Origin of the sequence: Xenorhabdus lircayensis, assembly GCF_016306625.1 — a bacterium.
Taxonomy (GTDB): domain Bacteria; phylum Pseudomonadota; class Gammaproteobacteria; order Enterobacterales; family Enterobacteriaceae; genus Xenorhabdus; species Xenorhabdus lircayensis.
In genome coordinates this window covers 22,179-44,614 of the sequence record NZ_JACOII010000037.1, presented here as the reverse complement: position 1 = coordinate 44,614, position 22,436 = coordinate 22,179, and the positions used below count along the sequence as shown (strand labels likewise).

Annotated in this window: 16 protein-coding genes and 2 pseudogenes; 9 read left to right on the top strand and 9 right to left on the bottom strand. The window is 43.7% G+C overall.

The window, feature by feature from the left end; genetic code table 11:
- Positions 1-185 precede the first annotated feature (185 nt).
- Positions 186-1,379 carry a cystathionine beta-lyase gene (metC, locus tag H8A87_RS09965; protein ID WP_198689818.1) on the bottom strand — a complete coding sequence of 398 codons (1,194 nt, stop codon included), beginning with the start codon at positions 1,377-1,379 and terminating at the stop codon, positions 186-188.
- A gap of 393 nt (positions 1,380-1,772) precedes the next feature.
- Here metC and exbB point away from each other — a divergent pair, with 393 nt between their 5' ends.
- Both exbB and exbD read left to right on the top strand, forming a co-directional pair.
- Complete coding sequence (exbB, locus tag H8A87_RS09960; RefSeq protein WP_198689817.1) at positions 1,773-2,771, top strand: tonB-system energizer ExbB; 999 nt, start codon at positions 1,773-1,775, stop codon at positions 2,769-2,771.
- A gap of 6 nt (positions 2,772-2,777) precedes the next feature.
- A complete protein-coding gene (exbD, locus tag H8A87_RS09955; protein ID WP_198689816.1) occupies positions 2,778-3,203 on the top strand; it encodes a TonB system transport protein ExbD in 426 nt (141 codons plus the stop codon).
- Positions 3,204-3,367: 164 nt separating this feature from the next.
- Here exbD and H8A87_RS09950 read toward each other — a convergent pair.
- From H8A87_RS09950 to H8A87_RS09920, 7 genes and pseudogenes are all read right to left on the bottom strand, one after another.
- Positions 3,368-3,568: pseudogene (locus tag H8A87_RS09950) on the bottom strand (NAD(P)H-dependent oxidoreductase); the annotation flags it as partial.
- Positions 3,565-3,762 (bottom strand): annotated as a pseudogene (locus H8A87_RS09945) (arsenate reductase); the annotation flags it as partial. The pseudogenes H8A87_RS09950 and H8A87_RS09945, both read right to left, overlap by 4 nt.
- A 41-nt stretch (positions 3,763-3,803) precedes the next feature.
- Positions 3,804-5,087 carry an arsenic transporter gene (locus H8A87_RS09940; RefSeq protein ID WP_198689912.1) on the bottom strand — a complete coding sequence of 428 codons (1,284 nt, stop codon included), beginning with the start codon at positions 5,085-5,087 and terminating at the stop codon, positions 3,804-3,806.
- 62 nt (positions 5,088-5,149) lie between these two features.
- A complete protein-coding gene (locus tag H8A87_RS09935) occupies positions 5,150-5,503 on the bottom strand; it encodes a metalloregulator ArsR/SmtB family transcription factor (protein ID WP_198689815.1) in 354 nt (117 codons plus the stop codon).
- Between the two features lie 402 nt (positions 5,504-5,905).
- Positions 5,906-6,666, bottom strand: a protein-coding gene (locus H8A87_RS09930; RefSeq protein WP_198689814.1) for an IS5 family transposase whose coding sequence is annotated in 2 segments (ribosomal slippage) — positions 5,906-6,291 and positions 6,291-6,666 — 762 coding nt in all. Because the reading frame shifts where the segments join, the coding sequence is not laid out codon by codon here.
- A gap of 145 nt (positions 6,667-6,811) precedes the next feature.
- Entirely contained in the window at positions 6,812-9,214 is a 2,403-nt protein-coding gene (locus tag H8A87_RS09925; protein WP_198689813.1) for a beta-N-acetylhexosaminidase, read from the bottom strand.
- A 97-nt stretch (positions 9,215-9,311) separates the two neighbouring features.
- Positions 9,312-9,950, bottom strand: a complete 639-nt coding sequence (locus H8A87_RS09920; protein WP_198689812.1) for a TetR/AcrR family transcriptional regulator — start codon at positions 9,948-9,950, stop codon at positions 9,312-9,314.
- Between the two features lie 563 nt (positions 9,951-10,513).
- Here H8A87_RS09920 and H8A87_RS09915 point away from each other — a divergent pair.
- Positions 10,514-11,662 (top strand): porin, encoded by a 1,149-nt coding sequence (locus H8A87_RS09915; RefSeq protein ID WP_232370171.1) that lies wholly within the window; start codon positions 10,514-10,516, stop codon positions 11,660-11,662.
- A gap of 108 nt (positions 11,663-11,770) precedes the next feature.
- Here the strand turns inward: H8A87_RS09915 and rdgC are convergent, their stop codons facing one another.
- Positions 11,771-12,682, bottom strand: a complete 912-nt coding sequence (gene rdgC, locus H8A87_RS09910; protein WP_198689811.1) for a recombination-associated protein RdgC — start codon at positions 12,680-12,682, stop codon at positions 11,771-11,773.
- A 184-nt stretch (positions 12,683-12,866) separates the two neighbouring features.
- Here rdgC and mak point away from each other — a divergent pair, with 184 nt between their 5' ends.
- The 6 genes from mak to H8A87_RS09880 all read left to right on the top strand — a co-directional run bounded on the left by mak (position 12,867) and on the right by H8A87_RS09880 (position 22,413).
- Entirely contained in the window at positions 12,867-13,775 is a 909-nt protein-coding gene (mak, locus tag H8A87_RS09905; RefSeq protein ID WP_198689810.1) for a fructokinase, read from the top strand.
- 939 nt (positions 13,776-14,714) lie between these two features.
- On the top strand, positions 14,715-15,920 hold the full coding sequence (locus tag H8A87_RS09900; RefSeq protein WP_198689809.1) for a porin: 1,206 nt from the start codon (positions 14,715-14,717) through the stop codon (positions 15,918-15,920).
- A 104-nt stretch (positions 15,921-16,024) separates the two neighbouring features.
- Positions 16,025-17,980, top strand: coding sequence for a bifunctional 2',3'-cyclic-nucleotide 2'-phosphodiesterase/3'-nucleotidase (locus tag H8A87_RS09895; protein WP_198689808.1), 1,956 nt, complete (start codon positions 16,025-16,027; stop codon positions 17,978-17,980).
- 87 nt (positions 17,981-18,067) lie between these two features.
- Entirely contained in the window at positions 18,068-18,859 is a 792-nt protein-coding gene (locus H8A87_RS09890) for a ribonuclease T2 family protein (RefSeq protein ID WP_198689807.1), read from the top strand.
- Positions 18,860-18,870: 11 nt separating this feature from the next.
- Positions 18,871-20,508, top strand: coding sequence for a bifunctional metallophosphatase/5'-nucleotidase (locus H8A87_RS09885; RefSeq protein WP_198689806.1), 1,638 nt, complete (start codon positions 18,871-18,873; stop codon positions 20,506-20,508).
- A gap of 270 nt (positions 20,509-20,778) precedes the next feature.
- Positions 20,779-22,413 (top strand): ABC transporter substrate-binding protein, encoded by a 1,635-nt coding sequence (locus H8A87_RS09880; protein ID WP_232370170.1) that lies wholly within the window; start codon positions 20,779-20,781, stop codon positions 22,411-22,413.
- Positions 22,414-22,436: the final 23 nt, after the last annotated feature.

Here is a 22,436-nt window from a genome sequence, read left to right as displayed (position 1 = left end):
ATCCCAGTGTACCGCAAAATGAGGGGATGGGGGGTTGATTTGATCCTGCATGAAGGTTTGATTGGAATTGAGGTGGGAAAAGTAAAGCAATGAGTAAAACCGTGAGTAAAACAGTGGCTATCTGCAATGGTAATGAAGAGACAGCCATGATTTTAGTGCGCGCTTTTGAGCGTTGATTATCTGGGTTAACGAATGGCAAGGCGAGTAAAACCGGCTGCCAGATCGCCAATCAAGTCTTGTGGATTTTCCAACCCAATGTGGAGACGGAATAAGGTACCTGTTTTCTGCGATGAATCATACTGACGCAGTAATTTGAGCGTTTCAGGTTGAATACCCAAAATCAACGACTCAAATCCTCCCCATGAAAATGCCATTTTAAAATGATTCAGGTTATCAAGATAATCAGCAAATTGCTCAGACGTAAGTTGGGTATTCAGGAGAAAAGAAAATAGCCCGCTAGAACCAGTGAAATCGCGCTGAAAGTAATGATGTCCCGGGCAAGAAGGCAGAGCAGGATGATAAACTTCAGCCACCTCTGGTCGTTCTGCGAGCCATTTGGCAATTTTGATGCTGCTTTCTTCATGCTGTTTTAAGCGAACCGCTAGTGTGCGCAGCCCACGGTTTGCCATATACACCGTATCGGGATCAGCAATTTGTCCCAGCAGGTAAGAGCGTTCCCTGAGTTGATCCCAACATCGAGCATTAGCCACCGCCGTTCCCAGCATTCCGTCCGAATGGCCGATGATATATTTCGTGGCAGATTGAACAGAAATATCGATACCAAACTCCAGCGCCTTAAACAGAACGCCCGCCGACCATGTATTATCGATAATAATCACAATCTCAGGATTGACCTGACGGACAGCCCGCACGATAGCGGGAATGTCTTGCACTTCCATCGTCAGGGAGCCGGGAGACTCAAGAAAGATAACCTTGGTATTTGGCTTAATCAGCGAAGCAATGCTCTCTCCGATCATCGGGTCAAAATAATCGGTGGAAATGCCCATTTTTTGTAGAAAGTGATCGCAAAATTCCTGCGTCGGCTCGTAAGCCGTTCCGGTCATCAGAACATGATCGCCAGTTTCCACAAATGCCAGGATCGAATGAGTGATAGCAGCGGCGCCGGAAGGATATAGTGAGCAGCCTGCGCCGCCTTCCAGTTCGGCCATCGTCTCCTGAAAGGCAAAATGCGTCAGTGTGCCACGTCGCCCATAGAATAATTCGCCCTTGGCACGATTCTTCAAAGCATGTTTCAGATCTTCAACGGTATTGAAAATGACAGATGACGTGCGTTGAATCAGAGGGTTAACGGCACTTTGCGTATATTTTTTTTGCCTTCCTGCACTGACCAATAAGGTTTCTAGCTTCTTTTCTGTCATGGAATCTCACCTCAAGTTAATTTTTGGCTCATTGTTCAGTGGCCAAATAAAATTGTGCAAATAATGATTAGCAAGTTAAAAGATTTGAGGTGGTTTTACCAAAGGGATTCGAGCAACTTGACGAAAATTCAAGGTGATCTGTCGATGGCAAATCAGAAAGCGTTAACGAAAGTGTATCGTTAATTATCACTTTTTTATTAAATAGTAATGATAATTACTATCAAATCGCACAATGTCTGATATCATTTGCAGCGGACTTTTTTCCCCTCTTGAACCCTTGAGGCAAGAAGAAAGTAAGAAGCATGACTTTGGTCATATTAGGATTAGCAAGATGAGTAAACGTTATTCACTGCTAAGTAACAGAATCTATAAGAAAGAGAGTAAGGCTAACTGATGCGTAATTTGACAGCTTCTATTCTATTGGCATTCGGATTAACAAGTTCAGCATGGGCTGATACAGCGCCAGCAACAGCCGTGCCAGAAAATCAGGCTGCTGCTCAGGTAGCCGCTCCGGCAACATCAGAATCTTCCGTAGCTCCGCAAGTGGTAGAACCGAAAACTGACGTCCAGAAAACGGATACGCAGAAAACAGATGCGCCAGCAACTACTGAAGTGCAAACCGTAGCGGCTGGTACAGCAGAAACCGTAACTACCGAAACGGTTGCAGAGGAATCTGAAAACCTGTCCAGTGGCTTCGCAACAGATCTGTCTGTTTGGGGCATGTATAAGAACGCAGACGCGGTAGTAAAAACCGTCATGGTGGGATTGGTGATCGCCTCTGTCATTACATGGGCGCTGCTTTTCTCCAAAGGCGCTGAATTGTTAATGGCTCGCCGCCGTTTACGCAAAGAACAACTGGCCTTGGCTGACGTTGGCAATCTGGATGAGGCGACGAAAATTGCCGCGGATTTTGGCAAGCGGAGTATCAGTCGTCTGTTGTTGAGCGAAGCACAGTCAGAGCGTACTCTGTCCGCAGTAAGCACTGACAAAGTCGGTACTAAAGAGAGAACCTCATTCCGTATGGAACGTGCCGTCGCAGCAATCAGCCGTCATATGGGACGTGGCAACGGCTATTTGGCGACCATCGGCGCAATTTCTCCATTTGTCGGCCTATTCGGGACAGTTTGGGGGATCATGAACAGCTTTATCGGTATCGCTCATTCACAAACCACTAATTTGGCCGTTGTTGCACCGGGTATCGCGGAAGCACTGCTGGCGACAGCACTGGGTCTGGTCGCAGCGATCCCTGCGGTAGTGATTTATAACGTCTTTGCCCGTGTTATTTCATCATACCGTGGGCAAGTGGGAGATATGGCGGCTCAGGCAATCCTGTTGCTGGGGCGTGATCTTGATCTGGCTGAAAGCAAAGCAGAAAAAGCAGAGGCAAGGTAATAAACTATGGCAATACGTCTTAATGAAGATTTGGACGATAGCGGTGAATTGCATGAAATTAACGTCACGCCATTTATTGACGTGATGTTGGTGCTGCTAATTATTTTCATGGTGGCTGCACCATTGGCAACAGTAGATATCAAAGTTGATTTGCCGGCATCATCAGCTAAACCGCAACCGCGCCCAGAAAAACCTGTATTCTTGACCGTGAAAGCGGATCATCAGTTGTATGTGGGTGAGCAACAGATTGATCGTAATAACTTATCCTCAGTACTGGATCAAACCACGCAATCCAACAAAGAAACCACGATTTTCTTCCAAGCAGACAAAACTGTGGATTATGAAACCTTGATGAGCGTAATGGATTCCCTGCGTAAAGCAGGCTATCTCAAAGTTGGGTTGGTGGGAATGGAATCTGTTGCCGCTCAATAAGTCTCATCAATGCTGTTTGATAGCGAATGTCACGGGAATATAGCGTGATAAATATGAACTGCCCGAATAGTTATTGGGCAGTTCGACTTTCTTATCTATTACAATTCTCCCCAAAATAAATCTCTTGTGGTTTCCGTCGAAAATTGAAAACTATTGGGGATAAGGCCAAGAATACGTATTTGGTTGACTGCATTGAAAGATTGCGAACCACCGTTGACCTGTATAATGGCCAGCGTTTTACCCTGCGAAGGCCGTATTGCGCCTTCTGAGAGAGGTATCCAGTCGATCTGCGATTTCATTATTCCAGTCATTGCTCCATGTCGCTCAGGCGAACACCACACCATGCCTTCTGACCAGCCAACCAAGGTTTAATATATTGGCGTAAAAGTGCACGAACCGGAATCTCCATATTCGCAATCAATTTCACCCGTTCACCGCGTGCAGGAGGCGTTTCAAGATAACAAATAATAGTGGGTTCCACGCCACTGCTGCGGATAATTTCCAGCGTATTACGCGATGTACCACAGGCTGGATTGGGATGTATAGTGACATTGGACATAACTCACTCTCTTTTAGATAACGAGGTGGCTGCACGCCACGTTAAAATGACAAACGGATTGCCAATGCGATTAAGGTGACAAAAAGAACTGGCAGGGTCATGACAACCCCCACACGGAAGTAGTAACACCACGATATAGATATATTTTTCTGCGCCAGTACATGTAGCCAAAGTAACGTCGCCAGACTGCCAATTGGCGTAATTTTGGGCCCCAGATCGCTGCCAATAATGTTGGCGTAAATCATGGCGTCTTTGACGACGCCTGTAGCAGTACTGGCATCGATAGACAGTGCGCCGATGAGCACCGTAGGCATATTGTTCATCACCGATGATAGTATTGCTGTCAGGAAGCCGGTGCCCAGTGTTGCCCCCCAGATACCGCCGTCAGCGAAGGCATTCAGAACACCAGACAGGACATCCGTAAGACCGGCATTGCGCAGTCCGTACACCACCAAATACATACCCAATGAGAAAACAACGACTTGCCAGGGGGCTTCCTTCAGCACTTTTCCAGTGTCGATCACGTGGCTACAGCGAGCGACCAACCAAAGAATAACGGCTGCAACCGCAGCAACGAAGCTAACCGGCATCCCTAGCGGTTCAAAAGTAAAAAAGCCAATGAGCAATAAGATCAGCACACCCCCACCTGCTTTGAATGTTCGAGCATCGCGGATGGCTTCATGCGGCATTTTCAATTTAGCAACGTCATAGGTGATTGGGATCTCTTTTCGGAAGAAACTATGAAGCATGGCTAGTGTGGCAATGATGGCGGCAATATCAACCGGAACCATAACTGAAGCATAGTCATTAAAACTGAGATTAAAAAAATCAGCGGAGACAATATTAACCAGGTTAGAAACGATCAGAGGTAGGCTGGCTGTATCCGCAATAAACCCAGCGGCCATAACGAATGCAAGCGTTGCCCCACGGCTAAAACCGAGTGCCAGTAGCATCGCAATAACAATAGGTGTCAGGATCAGCGCTGCACCATCGTTCGCAAACAGCGCTGCGACAGCCGCTCCAAGAAGAATAATGTAGGTAAACAACCAGCGGCCTTTGCCATTTCCCCAGTGGGCGATATGCAATGCAGCCCATTCAAAAAAACCCGCTTCATCAAGTAACAGACTGATGATAATGACAGCAATAAAAGTCGCCGTCGCGTTCCAGACAATTTGCCACACCACAGGAATATCATCGATATGGACTACGCCGGTAATCAAGGCAAGTGCGGCTCCCATCATAGCACTCCAGCCAATGCTTAGTCCTCTCGGCTGCCATATCACAAGAATCAAAGTCAGAATAAAAATTGTACCTGCCAGCCATATAGTTCTCTCCAAAAATAACATATTTGATTTAGCACATATATTTGAATAAATTTTTTAACCCATTATTGGCAGAGCGCTTTACCATTCGTTGTCGTATTAACCTGCCGGAGACGCTTACTGAATTGTGTGATCTCTGCATACTCGCATTGCGAGGCCAGTTCAAGGACATTCGCTGCCCAAACAGGAGCATGTGGCGAAAGACGATAGTAAATCCATTTGCCTTCCCGCCGATCTGAAAGTAACCCCGCTTTTCTCAGCATTGCCAGATGGCGCGAGGTCTTAGACTGTGATTCTTGAAGTGCTGTTGATATATCGCAGACACACAACTCTCCGGTTTCACGCAGCAATAGCATGATATAGAGACGCGTCTCATCGGAGAGATATTTGAAAAATTGAAGTGGAGTAAGCTGAGTCATAAACACTCCCTGTGTTGCGTTGATGAACTGGAGATAATACTCAGTAGCAACGTGACGTCAACAACATATTCGTAAAAGTGAATATGTTTATTTAGGGGATAGCTAAAGAAATGGAATTTCTGAGCTTCTGATATCGTTACTTGAGCTTGATGTTGGGCAAAAAACTCGTGAGCTCTACCTGTCTATATCTGTCAGTGCAAGTGTGTTCTGAACCAAAAAACGACACCACATCAAGAAAACAGACCTGATAAACAGTAAGTTTTTATATGTTTATTTTTTATATATATGAAATATGAAAACCAGATCAGAATAAAAGCAAATATAATTCATATGGTTATATTTAAAAAATATTGGTTTTATATAAGTTTTACCTAGGGCGTGTTGACGTTTCGTGTTCATAAATCAATCAACCCACATAGGCAGCCATATAACGATAAACGCCAGTGCTAATTTACTGGCGTAATTGCGTTCTAATTTATCGTATCTTGTTGATATTACTCGGAAATTCTTTATTCTGGCAAAGGCATTTTCTACTAAATGTTGATAACGATATAACCCTTTGTCGATATTTTTATCCATCTTTTGGCTATTTTTTCGATAAGGTATGACAGGTGTTGTTCCCTGGTGTCTGACAGCATCTCTAAAGGCCTCGCTATCATAGCCCTTATCGGCAATCACAAAATCGGATAGCGGAGAGTTTCTCACCAGACTTTCCGCATGAACGATATCGTGTGTTTGTCCACCGGACAGCTCAAAATGGACGGGTAAACCTTGGCTATCTACCGCAAATGGATTTTAGTTGAACGTCCACCCCGACTTTTCCCGATAGCTTCATTTTCCTGTGAATTCGCTCCGGCACTGTGCTGATGGGCACGGACAATACTGCCATCAATGAATAACCATTCCCGATCAGCATGACCAGATAACCCTTTGAAAATTACATGTAAAAAACCTTTCTTTGACCAGACGTTAAAACGTTGGAAAACACGATTCCATTTGCTGAATTCTGGGGGAAGATCACGCCAAGGAATACCGGTTCTCATCTGATAGAGGATGCCTTCAAGGGTAAGTCGATGTTCCGTTTTGTGATAGATAAATCCAGTCTGTTGCATGAATGCAGATAGCTTATTCCATTTTGTATCTGTTAATATAGTTCGCGGCATGATGATGAGGTTTGGTTGTTTTTTGGCGAAAGTGATTATACCAAATCATCATGCTGCTCAGCTTCTCCTCACAAAACGTCGACACGCCCTAGAATTAAACTTTATTGTTCCTGCACAGATCGTTACCCTTTGGCTTACCTCATTGTTAGGCTGATTGATTCAAATAATCAAGCATCCGCTCCAACGGATATACCGCCCGTATCACCACTTCATCACGCATCTGCGCGCCTTGTGACAGCAGTTTCTGTGCATCTTGCCGCTGCTGTGGAGAAAATTTTCTTCCGGCTTTCAAGTGATCCAACATCACCAAGCCGAGTTCGGCAATCTCGCTCACATCATTGGCAACGGGCACGAGGTCACGTGTCATATAGTTCGCTTTGACGATTTTCATCACGGAATCATGATTATCCCGCCAGCGTATTAGCCGATCACGCAATGTTTGCTCTGCTTGCCAATCCTGCTTATTCCTTAATAACCGATCGATTAATGTCTCTATTTCCCTGACAACATGACTTTCTGGCCCCAGCGCATCAGCAAAACGGTAAAGCGGCTCATATTGATGGTAATTACCCGCTTGAAACTTGGCATGATGGCGGGAGTAATATTGGGCTGGTTCCACTGCTTCAGCCAAAATTTGCAATGGCTCAATATTCGTGCTATTTGCCAGACGAGTCATCAACCGCTGACTATTGGCTTGCTGCTGCAATCCGACGGATACCGTTGTCCACGCATCCATCGCTTGCAAGCGCTGATACATGCGTTTTTCATTAGTCACATCTTTGGCAGACCAAAGCCGCTCGGCGATGGCGAAGGTACGTGGCCAGAGCTTAATATCCAGCACTTCCGCAGTAACATTCTCTGACCATAATGCGGCTTCCGCCCCTAGAATATTCTGCTGATGGTGACTCGCAAGTACGACAGGCTGCTTGCCGGTGGGAACAGCTGCCAGTTTTTCTCCTGTGATTGGATAACGCACATTGCCCAATAAAATATAACCGCCAGCGGTTTTTTGTTTCTGATCGAGATTCACAACTGGCGTGGTTTCTCCCATCCAGCTATCCACAGTGAACTTGACCGTATCTCCTTGCCAAATAATCTTATTAACGGCACGGCGAGACTTACCGGTGAAATCAATAAAACCACGCCATTTGCCTTTGGTGTCTTGAATCAGGGTAAAACTGCCAGTTACTGGGTTGCCCTTCAAACGCGGCATCGTAAATGACCAGCTTTGCGCTGTTTCATCTGCTTTCACGTTATCATCGGCATTGAGTGCTTGCGGCAATATTTCATTGCGATAGTGATAGACAGCACTTTGGGGCTGATCGAGATAAAACCCTGTCGACAAGATCCCCTGATAGCCCTCATCGGCGGTTTTTCCCAGAGAATCTTGCCCTTGCCATGATTGAATGACTATCGAGCGAGGTAATGAGGGATGATAGATCTCATCCCAACCCACCATTTTGCGTCCATGTTTTTCAAGGATCTTTTCCAGTGCTTGATTGAACCACGCGTGCAGGGCATGGGGATCTTTCAAGCCTTTATCCTGCATAAGCGATTGTATTTTATCTGAATTATTCCATTGAGTGGCATCTACTTCATCACCGCCAATGTGAATATACGGATCAGGGAAAATTTCAGCGACTTCACCGATTAAGATATCGGCAAACTGGTGAACTTGCGGATTGCTCGGATCCAGCGTTGGTTTATGGATGCCCCATTGACGCTGCATCTCATAATTCCCACGTACACTGATCAGTTCAGGATAGGCAACAGCAATGGCGGAAGCATGACCCGGTAAATCGATTTCAGGCACAACACGGATGCCTAAACCGCTCGCATAAGCAACCACATCCTGCATTTGAGCCTTACTGTAAAACAGACCGTCGCTGGCGAGTTGTTGCAGTTTAGGGTAATGGTCTGAAGCGAAACGCCAGCCTTGATCATCGGTTAAATGCCAATGAAAGACATTCATTTTGGCGGCGGCCATACCCTCCAATTGTCGTTTTATCGCTTCGACGGGCAGAAAATGGCGAGCTGAATCAAGCATCACACCACGCCATGAAAATCGCGGGTTATCGGTAATATTGACCAGTGGCAGATAAGTTCCTTTGGCATCATTTTGCAATAATTGCAGCAAGGTTTCCATGCCACGCATTGCGCCAAACCGGGTTGCAGCTTTCAGTGTGACACCGTGGGGTTGAATGACCAGCTGATAACTTTCATCACTGTTGGGCTGGGGAATCGGGGATGTTTTCTTGGCGATGTTAATTGTGATCGTCGTGACAGAGGGAAGGCTGGTATTGGGTGGTGGTAATATCCAGCCAGTTTGCACTTCAACTCGTTTTCTCCAGCGGGATATCGCATCCTGCATATCATCCCCTGTGACGGTGATATTCAGTTTTCGGTCAATATCATAAAGGCGCCCCTGTTGCACTGAAACTTGTTGTGGCCACGGCATGAGGGGAAGGTGATCGGTAGAAGCCGCAATGGATGAAAAACTGCAACTTAAGGCGGCAGTTAATAATAGGGGACGAAAGGAAAATTTCATGGTGTTTTTTTTCTCATTTTAGAGAAGGCGCTGATGTGATTGCTGTTTCAGCGCCGATTTATATTATCGTTAAAGTTAACCAACTGAAAAATAAATACTATTTTCCTACAAAACCATGTGCAAGTAATGTGACTGCTGCGGTGATACGGGGCGTGATATCCGTTTCTGGTAGCGGCGGGAGGATACCCAGCGCCATTTGCCTGAGTGGTTCTGCAATGACCATTGAGATCACCAATTCGCTGATAATGTGAAAATCCATTTTTTTCAGTAATCCTTGCTGATATTGGCGTTCAAGCCAATCAGCCAGAATATTTTTGCCTCTTTCGATACCACTTTGCTGGTATTTACCCAGTAGTGTTTCACGATAAGGAAAATCAGATAGCAGTAATTTAAATAAACCCACGGCATCTGTAGATAAGGATTTCTCTGCCATTTCACCTAAATAAATTTTCAATAACTTAATGGATTGTTGAGAATTATTGGCCTCCTTCTTAAAGATCGGCATTAAATTGTCTGTCCAACGTATGACAATTTGTTCAATCAGATCTTCTCGATTTCTAACAAAACGGTAGAGAGTTTTTTTGGCAATACCCGCTTTCTTGGCAACCACATCCATGGTTGTTTTGTTATAGCCTTGATTAATTAGAAGTAAAAGTGTTACTTCGTGAATTTTCTGGCGTATTTCCTGCTCTGGAATTGTGGGGCGGCCTCGTGGACGTGAATGATTTTCTGCCATTTTAGCACCTTATCAGCTGTTAATATTTGTACCGAATTGGCGTGATTCCATTAATAAACAGAAATTACTGATTTAAATTTAAATGGACGAACTAAATCACGTTTCACCAAATACAGAACTCACTGCTGCTTGTCAACAATATCAATGAATTATTATCACGTAATCCATTATAAATATCCGTGAAAAAATACAAACGGGAGTGAAAAATAATAAATGTAAAAATCCGTCAGCTCATAAGAGAAATCATTTTTATTAATTCACTTATTATTTCTAACTAACTGTTTTAAATAAGCTATTGTCATAACTAATGATATCAAGTTATTGAATGGATACTTATGATGTGACTTCCTTCACAGGATGGCATTTTCTGCTAATTTTTGTTAGCAAAAGGTTGCATTAAATCTTAGTATCGTTATCTCTTGTTACAAATTTAACATTTGAATAACAAGTTCATGTAAAAAATATTCCGCTCACCTGATTATTTATTCCAGAAAAAATATTTCTTGGGATGCGAGTTTTTTGGCGGTGGCGAAAAAATAACAATATTAATGAGGAACATGATAATGATAAAACACAACGCAATAGCAATGGTACTTCCGGTACTTCTCATCACTGGGGCAGCAAATGCCGCTGAAATTTTTAATAAGGATGGTAATAAAATTGACTTATATGGAAAGGCAGATGTCCAGAGAACCTTCTCCAAATCAGATAAACAGGCGGGCGATGGTTCCGTTGGTCGTATAGGTATTAAAGGTTCAACCCAAATTACAGATAAACTGACTGGCTTCGGGCGTTGGGAATTCAATATGGGTGCTAATGGCGTTGAAACGGAAAGCGGTAAAAATGCCAGAACACGTTTGGCTTTCGCAGGTCTGAAATTTGGCGAATACGGTTCGCTCGATTATGGCCGTAACTACGGTGTCGTTTATGATGCCAACTCATGGACCGATGCACTGCCAGTATTTGGGGGTGATTCTATAGCTGCAACCGATAACTTCTTGATGGGGCGTTCGACAGGGCTATTAACATATCGTAATACTGACTTTTTTGGTTTGGTGAATGGCCTTAATTTTGCTTTGCAGTACCAAGGTAAAAATGACGGTGGCACTAAAAATAGTCGTAGTGATGTATCAAGACAGAATGGTGATGGTTTTGGTCTTTCCAGTTCTTATGATTTTAGTAATGGTATCAGTATTGGTGCAGCATACGGCAATTCCAACCGTACTTCAGACCAAAAACTGGGGAGTAATGAAGCCAAGGTTCTGTCGAAAGGGAATAAAGCTGAAGCATGGATCGTCTCTGCCAAATATGACAAAAATAACGTTTATCTGGCAGCCATGTATGGTGAAACCCATAACCTGACCCGATTTGGTAGCTCTGTGGAAAAACACACAATGTTTGCCAATAAGACCCAAAACATTGAGCTGACCGCGCAATATCAGTTTGATTTTGGTCTGCGTCCATCCCTTGGTTTTGTCTATTCCAAGGGTAAAAATCTGGGTAACGACTTGGCTGACAAGCACATAGTGACAACCAACGGTTCTGAAGATTTGGTGAAATATGTTTCAGTCGGTGCTACCTACAATTTCAACAAAAATATGGGTACCTATGCTGAATATCAATTCAACTTGCTGAAAAACAATGATTTTACCAAAGCAACCAAGATCAACATTGATGACATCGTTGGTGTCGGTCTGGTTTACCGTTTCTAATTGAGCTCGCCACTTAATTAGATGGATACTGACTGAAAAATACAGTGTGTTATCTTGTCGAACTGCCTCAATGGATATGGCTGTTGAGGCAGTTCGTTTTTGTTTCTATTATTTTTCGGCTTCGCCGCCTAGCGCATCAATGGTGTTTTTGATCAGCGCACTTAATTCACCCGTCATTAAGATAAAATCTGCATCGAATCGTTGGGTGAAATCTTCACGATCGATATCATCATTTTGCTCACGCAAGGTTTCGCTGAATTTGATGCGTTTGAGAGAACCATCATCTGACAACATGAATTGAATGCGTTCCTCCCAATCCAATGCCAGTTTGGTGACGTATTTGCCGGACTCAATGTGTGTCGCAATTTCGTCTGATACCAACTCCTGCTTCTTACAGCGGATAACGCCGCCTCCTTCCAGAATGGCTTTCAGCTCGGCTTCATCCATCAAGGCGTAACCCGCAGGCAGATTACCTGAACGTACCCATTCGGTTAAGGTCAACTCAATGGGATCAGTGAATGTCAGGGGAACGACCGGCAATGATCCCAGCGTTTTTCTCAGTAAGGCCAGATTATCTTCAGCGCGTTTTGCGCTAGCGGCGTCAACAATAATCAGATTGTTAACGGTATCGATCCAGATATAGGTCTGACTGAAACGGCTGAATGCTCTTGGCAGCAGAGTGTGGATCACTTCATCTTTCAGCGAATCTTTTTCTGTTTTTTTCAGTTTGCGATGCTGTTCACCTTCCAGACGGGCTATTTTAGCCTGTACTTCCTGCTTAATCACAGGAGAAGGCAGCATTTTTTCTTCCTTGCGCGTGCAGATCAGGATCTGATTGCCTGAAGCATGGGTCAATGCTTCACTGTGGGAACCCATCGGGGAAACCCAGCCGGTTTTCATCATATCTTGACTGCCGCACGGGGTGAATGCCAATGGGCTTAATTGTTTTTCCAGTTCATCCGCAGAAAGAGAAATCTCTCGGTTTAAACGGTAAATCATTAAATTTTTGAACCATAACATTCGGTTACCCCATATTGTTGCGCATCGTGACAAAGGTCATCTTAAAACATAAGGGGTGCATAATAACGAATCATGTGACGAAGCCCTAGAACTTCATCAGTTTTATATAATAACCTCATCATTTTCATATAATAAAAAACGTCATCGTACTAAATAGAAAAGGTAAAACTAGAAAAGGTAAACTATGCGTATAGGTATTGATCTTGGTGGAACCAAAATTGAAGTGATCGCATTAGGCGATCAAGGCGAAGAGCTATTTCGCAAACGGGTGGATACTCCCCGTAATGACTATCAGAAAACATTGGCCGCCATTGTTGGGCTGATTACCGATGCGGAACAGGCAACCGGACAGCAAGGAACGGTGGGGATTGGAATACCTGGCGCTATTTCGCCTTTTACCGGAAAAGTGAAAAATGCCAACTCAGTTTGGATGAATGGTCAAGTATTGGATAAGGATATTGCCGCCTTGTTGGGACGCGAAGTGCGTATCGCCAATGATGCAAACTGTCTGGCCGTGTCAGAAGCCACGGATGGTGCAGGGGCGGGGAGGCCAATGGTATTTGCCGTTATCATTGGAACGGGTTGTGGTTCTGGAATCGCATTTGATGGCAGGGTTCATGCGGGCGGCAATGGGCTGGCAGGGGAATGGGGGCATAATCCGTTACCGTGGATGGATGAAGAAGATCGGGCGTATCAGGCTGATGTTCGCTGTTTTTGCGGTAAGCCGGGATGTACCGAAACGTTTGTGTCGGGAACCGGATTCATGACGGATTACTTCCGCTTGAGTGGCGTACATAAAACAGGCCATGAAATTATGGAGGCTTTGACACAGGGAGATGAGTTTGCCGAATTGGCAATGCACCGTTATGAAAGACGCTTGGCACAGGCTCTGGCACAGGTGATTAATTTACTTGATCCAGATGTGATCGTACTGGGTGGTGGAATGAGTAATGTCGATCGCCTCTACCAAACTCTGCCAGATTTAGTCAAGGCGTGGGTTTTTGGTGGCGAGTGTGCAACACCGATTAGGAAAGCGGTGCACGGAGATTCCAGTGGCGTGCGTGGCGCAGCTTGGTTGTGGCCTCAGCGCTAACACCGTATTACCGCCAACAATAAACGCCTACAAGGATAGGTTCTAACAGGCATGGATTGAAAATCCCTGAACCCAGAATCCCCAATAGATTTCAAGTTGCGTGCGACGGTGAGTGAAAGTGACTAAACAAAGCCGCAACTTGAAAGATGAACAATCATGATAAATGAATTCTATTTTGGCTTGCTCTATTTATCTTCCCGATAAAAATCCTGACCTTATTAAAGGTTTGCTTAACTTAAATTTTTAACTTTATCCGTTAATTTACTTTCCATGTTACGCGTAATAATGGGAATAATAAATCAATCAATTCATCATATTTATGATGGATATTTCTATAATAATGGAAAATATATTTATTCCGTAATTAATGAAATATCTTGTTTGACTTTAAATTTATTAATTATTTAGATGATAAAAAAGACAGTCTATTAGATAAATAAAAAGTAGATATGAAAGGAATATGCCAAATGAATTCGTTTTCAATAGCATGATAGATAAAGATTTTTGATTTTTTTGTGGATAGGGAGGGTTGCATGGTAAAAACGAGAAAAGACAATATATTGTGATGTTTATCACATAGCATTGTAATAATTTGTCTATATATTTATGTTAATGTGGATTTCTTCACGAAAAATACGGTTTTTTTAGGTTATTATTAAAATATGCAATAAAAATAAAACGAACTATTGTTACATCTCATTTTGATTATTTACTCCGCATGGTGTTGATAAAACTCTCAACAGGAAGCTGTAATAGAGAAAAAGATAATTTTAAATAGCATTCAAAATTTGTCATTTTTTTGAGCGATTTTCTTTTGGCGAAAAAATAGTGACGGGTATTTATTGCCCTAAATATATTGCAGCTTGATCTGCGATATGGCGATATTTTGCCTGAAAGAAAATCAAATTATTAAATTTAATATTTGATGGGCGTCTTATTATGAAAAACATGAAGCCGTTGGCTGCTTTAATTGGATTATTGGTGATGTCTGGCAGCGCCAATGCGGTTACGGTATACAACGACAGAGGAAGCAAGGTGGATCTAAATGGTCAGATTCGTATGAAAGCGACGGTGACCAGTCAGGATCGCGATATTCGAATCAAAGATGATAGCAGCCGTATCGGTATCAGTGCCAGCCATGAACTGACTAAAGAAATTAACGTTTTCGGCAAAATGGAGTGGGGTTCTGATAGCCAAAGAACCAACAGTGAAAATAACAAAACGAGCTTTGAAATGTATAACCGTGTTGGTTATATCGGGGCTTCTCATCGTGACGTTGGACAGATTCAAGTTGGCCGCACTTATATTCCCATCGACTGGGTGAAAAAATCCAGCTATGGCTATGGCAACACGGGCGTATTCTATTTTAGTGACGTATTGAGCAGTTCTACGGGCTATAGCAAAGGTGGGGTTGGAAAAAATAACTTTCTCACCCGTTTGCCTCAAACCATTTTCGTCCAAACCAATAGCTATCAAGGTTTCAACCTTGCTGCAACCTACAGTGGTAAATCCGGTGCTGATAACGAACGCCATCATGGTGACATTCGTCACGCTTACTCAGTGGTAGGTTTCTATAAATCGGATTTTGGTCTGGAAGTTAATGCTGGTTATTCTCAGGCAACAGGGGAGAGTAGAAAACAGGTCACGGCTGAGAATACACAAGAAGGCAATAAAGGGAAGAGTGCCAGAGATGCTGGATTGGCTTCTCCGCAAGATAGCCTGATGGCCATTGGTATGGAATATTATTTCCCCGGCCGTGAATTCTCCATTGGTTTGGATTATGGGCTGGCACGTTCCAAAAACCCAGGGTTAGTGTACAGAGAAGGCAGTGGTGAAAGCCCACAGGAAAAATCTGTCAAAGGTGACTGGAAAGCAAACCTATATGGTCTGGGCGGGAAGTGGCATTGGGATAAACAGGGAAGTGGAATCTATGCGGGATATTACCTGCGTGATGGGGATGCCATTACATTCAACTATAAAAAACAAACTTACACGGTCGGTTTAGATAAGCGTTTTGCGGTTTCTAAGTACAATAACCTGATCCTGTTTGTTGAAACGGCATATGATGATGCCCGTAGCAACAATCCGGCTTACAAAGATAAAAAACAAACCATTTTGGGAACAGGAGCACGTTTGTCTTTTTAAGCAAAATTTTATCGGGGGAATCATACCCAATAGATTTCAAGGCAGCAGCTTGAAGATGAAGGGTATTGTTGGCTCTCCCGTATCATTCTATAAAGGGGCGTAGCATGATGAAGAATGTGTTGAAAGTGTCAACATTGGCAATGCTGGTGGCATTCAATGTAAACGCGGCAACTGTTGATTTGCGGGTGATGGAAACTTCGGATATCCACAGCAATTTGATTGATTTCGATTATTTTAAAGATAAATCCACTGAGCAGTTTGGTTTGGTTCGTACCGCGAACTTAATCAAAGCGGCCAAAGCAGAAGTCACCAATGCAATTTTGGTTGATAACGGTGACTTGATTCAAGGCAGCCCACTTGCGGATTACATGGCAGCAAAAGGATTAAAAGAAGGGGATGTTCATCCAGCCCACCAGCTGATGAACACCATGGGTTATACCGTAGGTAACTTTGGTAACCATGAATTCAACTTTGGGCTGGATTACCTGAAACAAGCCATCGCCGGTGCCAAATTCCCCTATATCAACGCGAATATCATGGATGCCAAAACTGGCAAAAACTACTTCACGCCTTATATTATCGTTGATACCCCAGTAAAAGATCGAGAAGGCAAAGAACACACTATTAAGGTAGGTTATATCGGTTTTGTTCCGCCACAAATCAGCATTTGGGACAAAGCCAATCTGGATGGAAAAGTCATTGTTAATGATATTACCAAGACCGCGAAAAAATTCGTTCCCCAAATGAAAAAAGAGGGTGCTGACCTGATTATTGCTATTCCGCACTCGGGTTTTTCTCAAGAACCTTATAAAGCGATGGCAGAAAACTCCGTTTACTATCTGAGCGAAGTACCGGGCATTAATGCCATCATGTTTGGTCATGCTCATGGTGTGTTCCCAAGCAAGGAGTATGCAGAAGTCAAGGGTGTTGATGTTGCCAATGGAACAGTCAATGGCATTCCTGCCGTGATGCCGGGACAGTGGGGCGATCATCTGGGCGTTGTTGATATGGTGATCAATAACGACAGCGGCGAATGGAAAGTCGAATCTGCCAAAGCGGAAGCGCGTCCTATCTATGACAAAGTCCATAAAAAAGCATTGGTTGAGCGCGATAGCAAACTGGCTTCCATCATCGAAAAAGATCATCAGGGAACCCGCGATTTCGTTGGTAAATTCATTGGTAAAGCTTCTGCCAACATGTACAGCTTTTTGGCTCTGATCCAGAGCGATCCGACCGTTCAGATCGTGAATGATGCACAGGTGGATTACACCAAACGCTTCATTCAAGGTGATCCGAATCTAGAGGGAATTCCTGTCTTGGCTGCCGCCGCACCTTTCAAAGCGGGTGGACGCAAAAATGCGCCGGCTGACTTTGTGGAAGTGGAAAAGGGTGATCTGACGTTCCGTAACGCGGCTGACTTGTACCTCTATCCAAATACACTGGTTGTAGTGAAAGCGACAGGCGCAGACGTAGTTGAATGGCTGGAATGCTCTGCGGGCATGTTTAACCAGATCGATCCAACTTCCACCAAACCGCAAGAGTTGTTGAACTGGGATGGTTTCCGTACTTATAACTTCGACACCATCACGGGCGTTAATTATAAGATAGACCTGACCCAGCCAGCAAAATACGACACCGACTGCCAGCTTACCAATAAAAGTGCGAACCGCATCAAAGATGTGACCTATCAGGGCAAGCCGATTGATCCGAAAGCCTCCTTCCTGATCGCCACTAATAACTATCGTGGTTACGGCGGTAAATTCGCGGGAACCGGTGAAGATCACATTGCGTTCGCTTCACCGGATGAAAACCGCACTATTTTGGCTTCTTACATTTCCAGAATGACCACAGAGAAAGGTATGGTATTAACTCAGGCTGAAAACAATTGGTCATTCCTGCCAATCAAGACCGATAAAAAACTGGATGTACGCTTTGAAACTTCACCATCAGAAAAAGCGGCGAAATTCATTAAAGAACATGCTCAATATCCAGTGAAATACTTAAAAAATGATGATATCGGTTTTGCGATCTATCAGATTGATCTGACAGAGAAAAAATAAACCTTAACCGTACTGATGCCTGCCCTTCGGCCCCACTGGGGAGCTGAAGGACAGGCGGATTGTTTATCTGCTGATGGATTTATTGCTATGAGTCTTCTAAAACCGTTACCCTTTCTAAAACCACTACCTCTCGTTTTGGCACTAATGGCGGCGGGATGCGCCACTTCGCCCGAAACCAGTGAACCATTGAGAGCACAAGCCAAGCTGGTAGAAGGCGCTTCTTGCATCGTGCCAGAGCAGCCAACCGCCAATTACGATTATGATGCCAAAACTGATCATTATGGTCAGAATGACAAGGCTTCGACCGATTATTTTAAGCTGGCAATTAACTACTCTCCTGCATTTTGTGATTACAAAAAGAACGGCATAAAACGCCTGAAACATGAGAATGAGAAAGTCAAAGCACAGCGCGAATATGAAAAATTCGAACTGCAATGTTTCTCTGGCAATAAATTTGGCTGGATACTGCATGGTTTGTGGTCGGAAACTTGCGATGGAAGATCTCTGGAAGAATGCCGCGACTGGTCAGATATTCGAAAGCATCCTCGTTTATGCAAGGGCGACCTGCCTGCCTTGAATTACCAAACCATCAAACCTTACCTGTGTACTTCTCCTGGCATCGATTTGCTGCAAGCGGAATGGGAAAAACACGGCGTTTGTGCTTTCGATACCGCAAAACACTATTTCAGCAAACAACAGGAACTCTTCAACCGTTTAGTATTGCCGGAAGGCCGACCCTCCAATGAGAAACTGACTCAATTCCTGCAAGAACATAACCCGGTATTGAAAGGCAAACGCATTCAGATTGATCGTGACGAATTCTATATCTGCTATAGCAAGAATTTTGAAGTGATTGATTGCCCAAAGCCTGAACGTTAAGAGATAACAAAATGAATTATAAATATAAATTACTTCCGATTGCGATTGGCACAGCATTGTTGGCAGGATGTGCAACCAAGCCAGCTTATGATCCGGCAAACGTGGTGGACGTTCGGGTTCTGGGCCTGAATGATTTTCATGGGGCATTGAAAGCCTCTGGGCCTAATCAGCCGGGTGGCATTGAACATATGGCTACCTTGATTAAGGAACTGAAACAAGAGAACCCAAATAATATCGTGGTTGCCGCAGGCGATATGATCGGTGCCAGCCCGCTGCTTTCTTCCATGTTCCATGATGAGCCAAGTATCGAAGCCTTGTCCCTTGCTGGATTGGACGCGACTTCTGTCGGTAATCATGAATTTGACAAAGGTAAGGACGAACTGCTGCGTAAGCAAAATGGTGGCTGTCATCCGATGACGGGCTGTCAGGGGTCAAAACCCTTTAAGGGAGCGGAGTTCCAATATCTGTCTGCTAACGTCACCGTTAATGAAACGGGCAAAACATTTTTCCCTGAATATGTCATCAAAGAGTTTGATGGCGTTCCGGTTGCCTTTATCGGGCTGACGCTGGAAGGAACGCCCGCCATTGTGTCCCCCAAGGGCACGGAAGGATTGAGTTTTGCCAACGAAGTCAAAACCATCAACGCCTTGGTGCCTGAATTGCAGAAAAAAGGCGTGAAAGCGATAGGCATTTTGATCCACGAAGGCGCAGAACAAAAACGTGACGGAGGGCGTATTGACGTCAACGCCTGTAATGCCGTAACAGGCAAGGTATTGGAGATCGTCAATCATCTGGATAAAGAAGTGGATTTTGTCATCAGCGGCCATACCCATCAGGCTTATAACTGCGTGATTAATGGTAAATCCGTCACTTCTGCCCAATCCAACGGTGCTCTGCTTACCCAATTGGATCTGAAACTGGATAAAACCACGAAAGATGTAGTGGATTTCAAGGCCAAAAATATTTGGGTTGATAACCGTAAATACGCCAAAGATCCAAAAGTCACCGAATTACTGTCATCCTATGAAAAAATTGCCACACCGCTGGCGAACCGCGTTATTGGTAAATTGGAACGAAACTTAACCAAACAAACCAGTGAAGGCGGGGAGTCTGCATTGGGTAAAGTGATCGCGGATGCTCATTTGTACGCAACGACTGCGAAAGAAGATGGTGGCGCACAGATTGCGTTCGTCAACAACGGCGGTATTCGGGCGCCTATGGATGCAGGGGATGTGACTTATAACGCGGTTTATACTGTCCAGCCGTTCTCCAATATTTTGGTGACCAAAACACTGACTGGCGAGCAGATCAAACGATTGCTGGAACAGCAATGGGATCGCTCACATCCACAGGTTCTGGCGGTATCGCACAGCCTGCAATATTCATGGGATAGCACCAAACCCGTGGGCGATCGCGTGGTTGCAAGTTCGATAAAAATCAATGGGAAACCCGTTGATATAAAAGCGAAATACCGCGTGGCAGCCAATGAATATCTGGCAACGGGAGGAAGTAGTTTCTCAGTATTTAAAGAGGGAACCGATCCTGTCTATAACGTGCCAGATGTGGATGCGGTGGTTAAGTTCTTCTCAGAAAAATCGCCAATTTATTACCCGAAACAGGATCGGATTATTGATCTCGGTGCAAAATAGTGTGATGGGGATAAAAGATACCGTAGATCATCGTAGATAAAACCAATAGATCAAAGATACTGTAACGGTGGTTTGTTCCAGATTAGAAGTGCAACGCTCATTATTATGCGTTGCACTTCTGCATTGGGACAATTTTTAAATTTAAAGATAGCTCCAATTACTCGAAGATATTACTCAATATAGTAATTTTTATGCCAGTGATGATCATAAGGTGATAGTGATATATGTAATGATTATTTAATAACAAAAAAAGTTATGGAGACAACTAATATGCAGAAAACGATGGCAAGGCTAATAAAAAATAAAATTGCCAAAGTATTAACCTGTTCTATCAGTCTAATACTGGGAAGTGTGACATTATCTTATGCTGCCGTTATTCCTGCCAATGTACAATTGGCAGATAAGCAAGAAATCACCCGCAATAATTTCTCCGAACCGGGTTCTTTAGATCCGCATAAATCCGAATCTAGCAGTGAATTTGATATTTTGCGGGATTTTTTTGAGCGCCTAGTTGATACGGATAAAGAAGAGAATACTATTCCCGCCTTGGCTGAACGTTGGGAAACTAAAGATAATAAAACGTGGATCTTCCATTTAAGAAAAGGGGTTAAATGGTCTGACGGTACACCGATTACGGCCCATGATGTGGTTTTTTCTTTTCAGCGACTGGTTACTCCTGACACTATTTCTCCTTACGGTAGCTATCTGATCCAAGCCACTGTAGTGAATGCACATGATGTACTGTCAGGTAAGAAAAAACCGGAAGAACTGGGTGTAAAAGCACTGGATGATGCAACGATAGAAATTGCACTGGAAAGGCCAAAAGCGGGTTTTCTGCACATGCTGGCGCATCCCGCCATGTCTCCTGTCAGTGAAAAGGTTATCAAAAAATATGGTACTAGATGGACGCAGCCACAATTTTTTGTCAGTAATGGGCCTTTTAAACTCTCTGAATGGGTCGTGAATGAAAAAATTGTTGGTGTCAGAAATCCCTATTATTGGGATAATAAAAATACCGTCATTAATAAAGTCACTTATTTGCCATTATCAGATTATAAAGCTGACTTAAATCGCTATATGACAGGAGAAATTGATATATCCAACGGTGGGCCATCGGAGTTCTTACCAATGGTTAAGGAGAAATTTAGTGATCAACTCCATGTTAAGCCTATATTGGGAGTCTATTATTATCTGTTTAATACGCAAAGGCCGCCTTTTAATGATGTTCGGGTCAGACAAGCACTGGCTTTAGCAGTGGATAGGAACATTGTCACTGACAAGGTATTGGGCAATGGCCAAAAACCCGCATATGATGTGGTGTTTCCGGGAGCCGGAGGTATTTATTTAAAGCATCCTGAATATGCTTCATGGACACAGGAACAGCGTGTTGCAAAGGCCAAGGAGTTACTGAGTAAGGCTGGTTTTAATGAAAAGAACCCGCTTAAGCTTACCCTGCTGTATAACACCTCTGATAGCCATAAAAAAATTGCCATTGCTGCCAGTTCAGTATGGAGAAAGAATCTGGGTGTGGAAGTCGTTTTACAAAATCAAGAATCTAAAACACAGAATGTTAGTATGACTCAAGGCGACTTCGAACTGACGAGATACTCATGGAATGCGGATTATAGTAGCCCGACCAGCTTCTTAGATATTTTCACTTCAGGAAATACCAATAACCACATGAAATATCAAAATAAGGAATTTGATAAATGGGTTTTAAAAGCAGATGAAACTAACGACCCAGCTGATTATCAACAGGCGATCGATATTCTCAATAAAGAGATTCCTGCCATTCCGGTCTACTATTATGTGCGTGTTAAATTAATTAAGCCTTATGTCGGTGGTGTTCATATTGATTCTCTGGGAACTATTTTGACAAAGTATCTTTATATTATTAAGCACTAATTTTCTCGATAATAATAGCCTGA